The organism is Saccharopolyspora tripterygii (assembly GCF_054778355.1).
Genome location: NZ_BAAGZP010000027.1, coordinates 36749 through 48039 on the forward strand (window position 1 = coordinate 36749; position 11291 = coordinate 48039).

At 69.7% G+C, this 11291-nt stretch carries 11 protein-coding genes; 5 read left to right on the forward strand and 6 right to left on the reverse strand.

What is annotated here, in order from left to right; all coding sequences use genetic code 11:
• Positions 1-292 precede the first annotated feature (292 nt).
• From ACYVF3_RS19840 to ligD, 3 genes are all read left to right on the forward strand, one after another.
• Positions 293-1051, forward strand: coding sequence for a maleylpyruvate isomerase family mycothiol-dependent enzyme (locus ACYVF3_RS19840; RefSeq protein WP_461155720.1), 759 nt, complete (start codon positions 293-295; stop codon positions 1049-1051).
• A 46-nt stretch (positions 1052-1097) separates the two neighbouring features.
• Entirely contained in the window at positions 1098-1775 is a 678-nt protein-coding gene (locus ACYVF3_RS19845; RefSeq protein WP_461155721.1) for an MBL fold metallo-hydrolase, read from the forward strand.
• A gap of 114 nt (positions 1776-1889) precedes the next feature.
• A complete protein-coding gene (gene ligD, locus ACYVF3_RS19850) occupies positions 1890-2888 on the forward strand; it encodes a non-homologous end-joining DNA ligase (protein ID WP_461155722.1) in 999 nt (332 codons plus the stop codon).
• Between the two features lie 31 nt (positions 2889-2919).
• On the opposite strand, the gene ACYVF3_RS19855 is transcribed toward ligD, so the two are convergent.
• A complete protein-coding gene (locus tag ACYVF3_RS19855; RefSeq protein WP_461155723.1) occupies positions 2920-3150 on the reverse strand; it encodes a zinc finger protein in 231 nt (76 codons plus the stop codon).
• Between the two features lie 255 nt (positions 3151-3405).
• On the opposite strand from ACYVF3_RS19855, the gene ACYVF3_RS19860 reads away from it, so the two are divergent.
• The gene (locus tag ACYVF3_RS19860) at positions 3406-4263 is read left to right on the forward strand and encodes a helix-turn-helix domain-containing protein (RefSeq protein ID WP_461155724.1); all 858 of its coding nucleotides are present in this window, start codon (positions 3406-3408) and stop codon (positions 4261-4263) included.
• Between the two features lie 2 nt (positions 4264-4265).
• On the forward strand, positions 4266-4460 hold the full coding sequence (locus ACYVF3_RS19865; protein ID WP_461156011.1) for a DUF397 domain-containing protein: 195 nt from the start codon (positions 4266-4268) through the stop codon (positions 4458-4460).
• A 117-nt stretch (positions 4461-4577) separates the two neighbouring features.
• Here the strand turns inward: ACYVF3_RS19865 and bla are convergent, their stop codons facing one another.
• The 5 genes from bla to dnaK all read right to left on the reverse strand — a co-directional run bounded on the left by bla (position 4578) and on the right by dnaK (position 11290).
• Positions 4578-5459 (reverse strand): class A beta-lactamase, encoded by an 882-nt coding sequence (gene bla, locus ACYVF3_RS19870; protein WP_461156012.1) that lies wholly within the window; start codon positions 5457-5459, stop codon positions 4578-4580.
• A gap of 296 nt (positions 5460-5755) precedes the next feature.
• The gene (locus tag ACYVF3_RS19875; RefSeq protein WP_461155725.1) at positions 5756-6646 is read right to left on the reverse strand and encodes a serine hydrolase; all 891 of its coding nucleotides are present in this window, start codon (positions 6644-6646) and stop codon (positions 5756-5758) included.
• Positions 6643-7515: a LysR family transcriptional regulator gene (locus ACYVF3_RS19880; RefSeq protein ID WP_461155726.1), complete on the reverse strand. Its 873-nt coding sequence runs from the start codon at positions 7513-7515 to the stop codon at positions 6643-6645. The genes ACYVF3_RS19875 and ACYVF3_RS19880 overlap by 4 nt, the downstream gene beginning before the upstream one ends.
• Before the next feature lie 63 nt (positions 7516-7578).
• Positions 7579-8733: a L,D-transpeptidase gene (locus ACYVF3_RS19885; RefSeq protein WP_461155727.1), complete on the reverse strand. Its 1155-nt coding sequence runs from the start codon at positions 8731-8733 to the stop codon at positions 7579-7581.
• A 679-nt stretch (positions 8734-9412) separates the two neighbouring features.
• Positions 9413-11290, reverse strand: a complete 1878-nt coding sequence (gene dnaK / locus ACYVF3_RS19890; protein WP_461155728.1) for a molecular chaperone DnaK — start codon at positions 11288-11290, stop codon at positions 9413-9415.
• Position 11291 lies beyond the last annotated feature (1 nt).

An 11291-nucleotide genomic window follows, 5' to 3' on the forward strand; every position in this document is an offset into this window, starting at 1 on the left:
CCTGCTCCAGGCAGCGGTCCGCCGGCGCGGCATCCGGTCGCGACGTTGCGACGTCCATGCTATTCGGGGCCTCCGACAGTCTCGGACCGACGGCTCCAGGTGCCGAGCACCTGCCCCTGCCATCACCCCAACGTGTGAGATGTGGCGCGATCCGGCGGTGGCTGCCCCCTCACGACGATACGCAAAGTCGCCCGAATTGAGCACTGTCGGGGATGTGTGCTGCGCCTTTACGCTCAGAACTTCACGTTGTGCCCGCAAGTCCGCCCGCCCTCCCCCCACGTGAGGTAGAGCCATGGCTGACATCGTTCTCGGTACCGGCCGTTGGTCTGCGCAAGCCCTGGCAGACGAGGTCGCCCGCCGGCTGGTCGCCGTCCAGCACGCCACCGAAGTCCTGGTGCGCTCCGCTTCTGAGCTCGACGAGCTCTCCGTGCGCCAGCCCAGCCTGCTGCCCGGCTGGAGCAGAGCTCACGTGATCACCCACCTGGCCCGCAACGCCGACGCCTGCTGCAACCTGCTGCTGTGGGCGCGCACCGGCATCGAGCACCCGATGTACGCCAGCGCCGACGACCGGGACCAGGCCATCCAGGAAGGCGCCCCGCGCAGCCACCAGCTGCTCCTGGAGGACCTGGTGGCCTCCAGCGACCGGTTCGACGCGGCAGCGCGCGACCTGCCCGGCTCCGATTGGACGGCGGAGGTCACCGGGACCACCGGCGACATGCCCGCGCACCACATTCCCCGGATGCGGTTGCTGGAGGTGTGGGTCCACCTGGTCGACCTCGACCACGACGTGGACTTCACCGACATCCCCGCCGCCGACGCCGAGCAGCTCCTCGAGGACGTCGTGCAGCTCTTCGGCGGGCGACCGGACGTGCCGGCCGTGTCGCTGGAGGCCGACTTCGGCGATCACCGCCGCCAGTGGGAACTGCGCGGCACCACCTCCCGACCGGTGGAGGTCTCCGGCGAACCCGCTCCGATGCTGGGCTGGCTGCTCGGCCGCACCGGGTCCGGGGAGCTGCGCGGCGACGCGCCCGAACTGCCCGGGTGGTCGTGAGCCGATCACGCGACCGCGACGCGGCCGCGGACGTTAGGCTCTGCGCGTGGAGCTTCAAGCTGAGTACACCGGACACGTGGAGCCCGGCGGCGCGGCGGCGCGCCGGGAGCTGGACGCGCTGACGATCACCAAGATCTCGGTCGGCCCGATGGACAACAACGCCTACCTGCTGGTGTGCAAGAGCACCGGGGACGCGTTGCTGGTGGACGCGGCCAACGACCCGGAACGGCTGAGCGACCTGCTCGGCCACGACGAGCGGCGCCCCCGCCTCCGGACCATCGTCACCACCCACCAGCACGGCGACCACTGGCAGGCGCTGGGCGCGGTGGCCGGCTCGACCGGCTGCTTCACCGTGGCGCACCCGGCCGATGCCGACGAGTTGCCGGTGCCGCCCGACCGCCTGGTCGAGCAGGGCGATACCGTCGCGGTCGGTGACTCCGAGCTGTCGGTGATCCACCTGCGCGGGCACACCCCCGGTTCGATCGCGCTGGTCTACCGGGATCCGGCGGGCCACCCGCACCTGTTCACCGGCGACTCGCTGTTCCCGGGAGGCGTGGGCCGCACGACCTCGCCGGAGGACTTCCGGTCGCTGGTCGACGACGTGGAGAACCGGGTCTTCGCCGAGCTGCCGGACGACACGTGGTTCTACCCGGGCCACGGGGACGACTCCACCCTCGGTGCCGAACGCCCCAAGCTTCCCGAGTGGCGCGAACGCGGCTGGTGACCGGTCGTGGGGGACGTCCCACCCGGACTTCCCCCACCCCGCTCGCGAACCGCCTGCGCCGGTCGGTGCGCCCGCCTACGCTGGTCACCGAGGGGTTGAGCACCGGAGGTCGTCGTGGGCGAGGCCGTGAAGCTGGACGTCGAGGGCACCGAGGTGCCCGTGTCGCACCCGGACAAGGTCTTCTTCACCAAGCGCGGTGAGACCAAGCTCGACCTCGTGCACTACTACCGGTCGGTCGCCGGTCCGCTGCTGAGCACGCTGGGCGGTCGTCCGCTGCTGATGGAACGGCATCCGGACGGCGCGAGCGGGAAGTCGTTCTTCCAGAAGAGGGTGCCCGCCTCGGCACCGGAGTGGTTGCGCACGACCGTGGTCGAGACGCCCAACGGAACCACCAGCGACGCGCTGGTCGCCGCGGACCTCGCGCACATCGTCTGGGCCGTCAACATGGGGTGCCTCGGCTTCCACGTGTGGCCCTACCAGGCCGGTCGCCCGGAGATCATCGACGAGCTGCGCATCGACCTCGACCCCTCACCCGGTGTGGGCTTCGCGGAGGTCTCCGACGCCGCGGTGCGCACGCGCGAGTTCCTGGCGGAGGACGGCATCGACGTGCGGCTGAAGACCTCCGGATCGCGGGGCCTACACCTCTACGTGCCGCTGCGACCCGAGTGGGACAGCTACCGGGTGCGGGCCGCAGCCGTTGCGCTGGCGCGCGAGCTCGAACGCCGCCACCCCGACCTGATCACCGCGCAGTGGTGGAAGGAGGAGCGGGGTCGGCGCGTGTTCGTGGACTTCAACCAGAACGCGCCGCACAAGACGGTTTTCGGCGCGTGGTGCGCCAGGCCGCGGGTCGGCGGCCAGGTGTCGACCCCGATCGGCTGGGACGAGCTGGAGGGCATCGACCCCGATCAGCTGACCATCGCCACCGTGCCCGGCCGGCTCGCCGAACGCGGTGACCCGTGGGCCGACACCCGGCCGCAGTCGATCCAGCCGCTGCTGGAACGCTACGACCGGGACATCGCCGACGGGTTGCAGGACGCTCCCTGGCCACCGGTCTACCCCAAGCAGCCCAACGAACCGCCCCGGGTGGCTCCCAGCCGTGCCAAGCGCACCTGATCCGGAACTCGTTCCCTTGCAGCAGATCTCGTCACACGGACATGCGCGGCACGTCGACGACGGCCGCAGCGACCCGGCGCGCCTCGGAGTGGCAGTCGCCGCAGGTCTTCCACAGCCACGCCTCCCGGGTCGCGTCGGCCACGACCTCCTGGCTGCACAAGGTGCTGACGAGCATGCCGCTCGGGTAGGCGTTGCCCCACGGCCGTCTGTCCAGACTCGCGTGTCGCCGTCCGTCCGCAGGCACCCAGTGAAACGGGTACATCGGGATACACCGCCCCCTCTTGTCGTCACCGCACCACGACTTCGCGGTGCGGAACGCAGACCGCGCGCGCAGCCCCTCCCGGCTCCGCAGCGATCTCGATCATCTCGAGACCAATGCTCATGGTCTCGGGACCACTCCGGCAATTCCCCGAACGAATGACGCCATTCGGCGCACACATCGGTGCGTAGTCAACGTCTTTCCCGCAACTTGACCCACCGTGCCGTGCGATTCCGCACCTGAAATAAGCTGTGGTGCATGAGCGAGACCACTCCGGCGCCGCGGGCCTACGTTCTCGGTGCGGAAATCCGGGACGCGAGATCGCGTTCCGGTCTCGGGCTGCGCCAATTAGCCGGACGTCTCGACGTTTCGCACTCCGTCGTGGTCCGCTGGGAGCGCGGCGAACGAGTGCCGTCGACCGAATCCGTGTCCGCCGTGTGCGCCGTGCTGGGGCTCTCCAGCCCCGCTCGCGATCGGCTGCTGCGACTCACCCGAGAGGCGCAAGCCGAACCACCCAACTCGGTGTCGGTCGGATCAGTCGGTGAGGCCGATCAGCTCACCGCGCTGCTGGAGTTCGAGCGGATCGCCACCGCGATCACCGACGTCTCCCCGATCCTCATCCCCGGCCTGCTGCAGACCACCGACTACGCCCGGGCGATCATGGGCACCGGCATCCCCGAGCACGAGGTCTCCACCCGCGTGGCGGTGCGGCTCGGTCGGCGCGAGGTCATCACCCGCCACCAGGAACCGGTGCAGTACACGGCCTTCCTGCTCGAATCGGTGCTCCACCAGCCCATCGGCGGTCGCGCCGTGCTCATCGACCAGTTGCGGCACGTCCGCCAGATGAGCGCCCGCGACAACATCGACATGCGGATCATCCCGCTGTCCGCCGGATGGACCCCCGCGCACGCAGGATCCTTCGTGCTCCTCGAGTTCGCGAAGGCATCTCCCGTCGTCCACCTCGAACACCACAGGTCCAGCGCATTCCTGCGGGACCCCGGTGATGTGACGGCATTCGTCAAGGCCAGGAAGGACCTGGGGCAATTCGCGATGAGCAGCGACGACTCGGTTCGCCTCGTCGACGAGATCATCCACCGAGAGGAGACAACACCGTGACGTTGCTGCAGTCGCCGGTAGGTTGGCGCAAGTCCAGCCGGAGCAGCCAGGAGACCAACTGCGTCGAGGTCGGTCGCACCATCGGCGGTGCCGCCGTGCGCGACACCAAGGACCGCGCCGGGGGTCTGTTAACCACCAACTTCGCTCAGTGGCGCTATTTCGTCAGAGCGATCAAAACAGGTCGCTTCGACAGATAGCGCATCGATCCGCCTCGCCCTCGCGAGAAGCTCCGCCCGCACCGGGCGCGACTCCGCGCAGGTGGGCGACGGCGCGCTCCGCTTCGGGCGGAGCGCCCACGAATCGTGCCCTGGGGGTCAGGCCAGCCGGGTGGCGACGAGCCGAGCGGCGTCCGACAGCAGCGCGTTTCTGGCCTCGTCGTGCTCGCGCGGTCGACCGGTGAGCAGCGAGATGACGATCGGCGTTCCGCTTCCGGTCCAGGTCACGGCGATGTCGTTGGCGACGCCGTAAGCACTGCCGCCGCCGGTCTTGTCCGCGGTGCGCCACTCGCGCGGGACACCGGCGCGGATCCGGGCATCACCGGTGGTGTTGCCGAGCATCCAGCCGGTCAGCCGTTCGCGCTCGGGAGCGCCCAGCGCATCGCCGAGCAGGAGCTGTTGCAGGCCGTCGGCCAGCGCGCGCGGCGTGGAGGTATCCCGCTCGTCACCGGGGACGGCGGTGTTGAGCTCCACCTCCCAGCGGTCCAGCCGGGTCACCGGGTCGCCGATCGCGCGCGCGAAGTCGGTGATGGCTCGCGGGCCGCCGAGTTCGCGCAGCAGCAGGTTCGCCGCGGTGTTGTCGGAGTGCTGCAGCGCCGCCGCGCACAGCTCGCCGACGGTCATCCCGACGCCCACCCGGGTCTCGGTGACCGGTGAGTACTCCACGAGCTGACCGGCGTCGTAGCGGATGACGTGCTCGAAGTAGCCGCCGGCGAGGCCGTGGGCGCGCAGCAGCGCGGCCGAGGCGTAGACCTTGAACGTCGAGCACATCGCGACGCGCTCGTCGGCCCGGTGCGCGAGGGTCCGCCCGGTGGCGGTGTTGCGCGCGAAGAGGCCGAGGCGGGCGTCGTAGCGCCGTTCGAGCTCGACCAGCGCCGGGTCCGGGCCGGCGACCGGAGCGGGGGCCGTGGACTGCGCGCTCGGCGCGCACGCCGCCACCGGCGCTGCCAGCAGCGCCGCCAGAACGGCGCGTCGTCCCACTCGGAATTCGTTGTGCTGCAACTTCTTTCCCTTCGCTCGAACCAACACCCCCAACCAACCAGCAACGAACCGATAGCGCCAATAAGCACGAGACCCCACCGCGATAGCCGTCGAATATCACCCCAGCTGCACCCCCAACCCCCACACCCGCCACCCCGAAAAATCAACCCGGAATTGGGGCACCCTCGGGAGGTCACCACCGGGAGCAGCCCAGTTTTAGTCCAAACTGAGCCGACAAAACGGACATGATCATGGCTCGGTTTGGACTAAAACTGGGAGATGGCGAGCGCACGCACTCAGAGGCGCCCCGAACGGAGGTCGGTGATCGCGATCCGGGCGCACTCGGCGATCGCGGCGTCCACCCGGGGAAGCGCCGGGTCCGCACGAGCCGCGAGGGTGAACACCGACACCGCCACCGGGGCCTCCCCGTCGAACTCCACCACGGACACCTCGTTGCGCACCGCCCCGATCGTGCCGGTCTTGCCCGCCACGCGAACCCCCTGGAACGGGAACCCCGCCCGGACCCGGTGCATCCAGGCCTGCTGACCGAGCAGCCTGCGGACGAACTCGCACTGCTGCGGGGACGCGACCTGGTCGGCCCAGATCAACTCCATCAACCGGGTCATCTCGCGAGGCGTGGTCGCGCTGGCGTAGGACGGGTCGTAGGCGCGGACGGTGCGGGCCTCGTCGTTGTCGGCCAGCAACGCGAAGGCCTCCGACGCGCTCGTCGTGCCCATCTCCCGGGCCAGGGCGGCGTGCGAGTCGGCCGTGCCCCCGACCACCCGGGTGCGTTCCAGGCCGAGATCGCCGAGCGCGGCCGTCACGGCGTCGAGGCCGACCGCCCCGAGGATGACGTCGGCGGCGGCGTTGTCCGACACCGCGATCATCGACGCCGCGAGGTCCCGCCACGACATCCGCACGGGGTCCTGGAAGAGCGAAACCCCGGTCGGGCCGGGCGTGCACGAGGTCGGCTCCAACCGGATCGCCTCGCGCGGATCGAGCGCTCCGGAGTCGAAGGCCCGCGCCAGGGCGACCAGCAGCGGCAGCTTGTACACCGAGGCGGTGACCACGAGCTCATCGGCGCCGATGCCGAGCTGGTGGCCACCGCCACCGAGCCGGATCGCGTGCACCCAGCCCTGCGCGCCCGCGTCGGCGAGCACGTCGCGGATGCGCTGCTCGGCGCTCACGGCTGCTCCCGCAGCGCGCTCTCCAGCGCCTCGCACACGTCAGGCTGCGGCGCCGGATCCGGCCAGATCACCCGCACCCGCAACGCCAGCGCGTCCCCCGCCGGGGCGGACACCACGCCCGGCGCGCGGACGCCGGGATCGGCGCTGAGCGCGAAAGCACGCCCGGCGGCGACCGCGCTGAGAGCTTCGCGATCGCCGGGCGCGGGCAGGAACCCGGGGTCGAGACCGCGCTCCCGCAAGGTGTCCACCAGCAGGTCGAAGGCGGCGGTGCCGTCGGCGCGCGGCGCGGTGGCGCAGTCCAGCCCGCGCAAGGCGCGGAGCGTCGGCTTCGCGGCCGAGGGGTGGTCGGCGGGCACCAGCAGCCGGCGCGGGATCTTCACCACCTGCGACGTCCGCAGGTCGCCGAGCAGCGCCGGGTGGTGCACGACCGCGCAGTCCAGCCGCCCTCCCGCGACGGCGTCGACCAGGTCGACGGTGGGGGCGGTGGTGACGATGACGGTGCGCGCGGCCGGATCCGGTGCCGCGGCGCGCAACGCGGCGACCAGGCCGGCGACCAGGTGGTCGCCGAGAGCGGCGATGACGCCGATGCGCACCGCTCCCCTGCGTTCCCGCTGCCTGCGGGCGGCCTCGGTGAAGTCGCCCGCGCCTTCCAGCAGCGTCCGCGCGCGAGGCAGCAGGTCGGCGCCCGCCGTGGTCAGCCGGACGCCGCGAGAACCCCTGATCAGCAGGGTGACGCCGAGATGCCCCTCCAGCCGCTGCACGCCTTGCGAGAGCGGCGGCTGGGTCATGCCGAGGCGATCGGCGGCGTGTCCGAAGTGGCCTTCCTCGGCGACCGCGACGAAGAACCGGAGATGACGCAGCAGGTCCACACCACCGATCCAAGCACAAGGCCCGGAGCGCGATGCGCGCTCCGGGCCTCGTTGCCGAACGGATCAGGGCGAGTGGAACAGGGCGCTGCCCTTGACGTACTCCTCCCAGGGCACCGTCCAGTCCCAGATGTCACCGTCGTCGGGCGTCAGCGGCTTCTCCGAGCCGACGATCTCCACCGGGTCGCCGATCTGCGTGAACTCCAGGAACCACCTGCCGTCCTCGCTGGAGAGGTTGACGCAGCCGTGCGAGACGTTCGACGACCCCTGCGCCCAGGTGCTGGAGGTGTTGGTGTGCACGTACTCGCCGTTGTTGGAGATCCGCACGGCGTTGGGCAGGACCTCGTCGTAGGCGCCCGCGGATCCCTTGGCCGGTCCGCCCCAGCTCCAGGAGTTCATCCGCACGGAGTCGTGGCGTTCGGTGGCGACGTGGATGCCGGACTGCGTCGGGTACGCCGACTGACCGTAGGAGGCGTCCATCCTCCGGATCTCCTGGCCGTCCTGGTAGACGACGAGGTTGTGGGCGTTGACGTCGCCGACGGTGCGCTGGTCGCGGCCGACGGTGAAGTGGGACTCGAAGTTCTTGTCGCCCATCACGCCCTCGCCGGTGTCGACGCCGTAGAGGTTGGCGCGGACCGTGACCTGCGTTCCGGGCTTCCAGTAGTCCTTGGGGCGCCAGTTGACCTGGTCGTCGGAGTACCAGTTGAACGAGCCCTCGGTGGGAACGGAGGTCTCGATCTGCAGGCGGCGCTCGACGGCGGCGCGGTCCTTGACGGGCTTGTCGAAGTAGATCGAGACCGGCATGGCGATGCCGACGGTGTCGCCGTCGCTGGGCCGGGTCCGGTCGACGTTGACGATGTCGGTGGGCGCGGCGGTGGTGAACGTCGAGTTCAGCGGGATCGACGGCCGGCCTTCCTGGTCGTGGGCCACCGCCTGCACGTGGTAGGTCGTCCCGAAGGCCATCGGGGCGTTGATCGTCCACTTCTGACCGTCCCTGGCGATCTCGCCGGGGACGGGAGCGCCGTTGGCGGTCACGTTGACCGAGGTGAGGACGCCGCGGTGAGCGGTGAGGACCAGCGGGTCACTCGGCGCCAGCGCGTTCGTCCTGTCTGGAACGGAAGGCGTCACCGACGCCTCGGATGGATCCGGTCCGCCGCACGCCGTCAACGCGCACGCGACCAGGCTCGCGATGACTAGTTGGCACGCAACAACCCCCCGCATACCGGCCTCCCCACAAACCCTGCACCGTCTCGTTGGTAGTCAGTAACTGTCCGTGCGGTGGGCGGGGTTCTCAACACGATCAAGCAGCGCGAAGTGGACGATCCACGGCTCCGATCGAGTTTTGTGTTGACCAGCGCGAACCCAGGACGTGCGGAGGAACGTCCCTTCGTGTGGATTGAAGCGCCCCGCCGCCAATAGCAACTACGCGGCGTCGACTGCAAGCCTGACACTCGTTGATCAGGTCATTCGATCGGTGGACATCGCGTCCCGTCGCCGAAACCGGTGGCACCGACGAGACAGGAGCGCCGGCGACAGTCCGGCAACGGGAGCTGGGCGGGACGGGCTCGGCATTTCCCAGTTTTAGTCCAAACTGAGCCGACAAAACGGACATGATCATGGCTCGGTTTGGACTAAGGGGTCGTTGCAGAATCACCTTGCTTGGCGGTGCGGGTGGCGGAACCTCACACGCCGTCTGGACTCCGTGCGCCACTCCTGATGTATGCCAATACACGGCGTCGCGGCGTACTCGCCAGACGACGTGTGAGAACCCGCGGCGGTGCCAGCTGAGTCCCACACCTGAAGCAACGGCTCCGCCGCATTCTGAAACGACCCCTAAAACTGGGACCGGTCGCGTCGCACTCGGGTCCGCACGCACTTCCAGGGCCTGGTCGGGCCGGGGTCAGGAGGTGTTCTTGTCGTTGTTGTCGTCGTCTACGACCTCTGCGTCGAGGATGTCGTCGTCGGACTGGGACGACGACTGCGAGGAGGACGCGCCGGCGGCGCCTTGCGCGCCCGCGGTGGTGTCCTGGCCCGCGCCGGGTTGGCCGTAGATCGCTTGCCCGAGGGCTTGGGACTTGGACGCGAGGGCGTCGGTGGCGGTGCGCATCCGGTCGACGTCGTCGCCCTTGAGCGCCTCGTTGACCTCGCCGATGGCGTCGCGCACCTGCGTCCTGGTGTCCTCCGGGACCTTGTCCGAGTTGTCGGTGAGGACCTTCTCGGTCTGGTAGACGAGCGTCTCGGCCTGGTTGCGGGTCTCGGCCTCCTCGCGACGCTTGCGGTCCTCGTCGGCGTGGGTCTCAGCGTCGGAGACCATGCGGTCGATGTCGTCCTTCGGCAGCGCGGAGCCGCCGCTGATCTTGATGGACTGCTCGCGTCCGGTGCCGAGGTCCTTGGCGAAGACGTGCACGATGCCGTTGGCGTCGATGTCGAAGGTGACCTCGATCTGCGGCACACCGCGCGGCGCCGGCGGCAGGCCGGTCAGCTCGAACATGCCGAGCTTCTTGTTGTGCGCGGCCATCTCCCGCTCGCCCTGGAAGACCTGGACCATCACCGACGGCTGGCTGTCGTCGGCGGTCGTGAAGGTCTCGGAGCGCTTGGTCGGGATCGTGGTGTTGCGCTCGATCAGCTTGGTCATGATGCCGCCCTTGGTCTCGATGCCCAGGGACAGCGGGGTGACGTCGAGCAGCAGGACGTCCTTGACCTCACCGCGCAGCACACCGGCCTGCAGCGAAGCACCGACCGCGACGACCTCGTCCGGGTTGACGCCCTTGTTCGGTTCCTTGCCACCGGTGAGCTCCCGCACCAGATCGGCCACCGACGGCATCCGGGTCGAGCCACCCACGAGCACCACGTGGTCGATGTCGCCGACCTGGACCCCGGCGTCCTTGATCGCGTTGCTGAAGGGCTTCCGGCAGCGCTCCAGCAGGTCGGAGGTGATGCGCTGGAACTCGGCGCGGGACAGCGTCTCGTCCAGGAACAGCGGGTTCCGGTCCGCGTCGACGGTGACGTAGGGCAGGTTGATGTTCGTCTGCGAGGAGGACGACAGCTCGATCTTGGCCTTCTCGGCGGCTTCCTTGATCCGCTGCATGGCCATCGGGTCGCGGCTGAGGTCCACGCCTGAGCTGGAGCGGAACCTCTCCACCAGCCATTCGACGATGCGTTCGTCCCAGTCGTCGCCGCCGAGATGGGTGTCGCCGGAGGTCGCCTTGACCTCCACCAGCCCTTCGCCGACGTCGAGGAGCGACACGTCGAAGGTGCCGCCGCCCAGGTCGAACACCAGGATGGTCTGCTCCTTCTCGCCCTTCTCCAGGCCGTAGGCCAGCGCGGCGGCGGTCGGCTCGTTGATGATGCGCAGCACGTCGAGCCCGGCGATCTGGCCGGCTTCCTTGGTGGTCTGCCGCTGCGCGTCGTCGAAGTAGGCGGGGACGGTGATGACCGCGTCGGTCACTTCCTCACCCAGGTAGGACTCGGCATCGCGCTTGAGCTTCATCAGCACGCGCGCGGAGATCTCCTGCGGCGTGTAGTCCTTCTCGTCGATGCCGACCTTCCAGTCGGTGCCCATGTGGCGCTTGACCGACCGGATGGTGCGGCCGACGTTGGTGACCGCCTGGTTCTTCGCGGGCTGACCGGTCAGCAGCTCGCCGTTCTTCGCGAAGGCCACCACCGAGGGCGTGGTCCGCGCGCCCTCCGAGTTGGCGATGACCGTGGCCTCGCCGCCCTCGAGGACGGCGACCACGGAGTTGGTCGTGCCCAGGTCGATCCCGACAGCGCGCCCCATG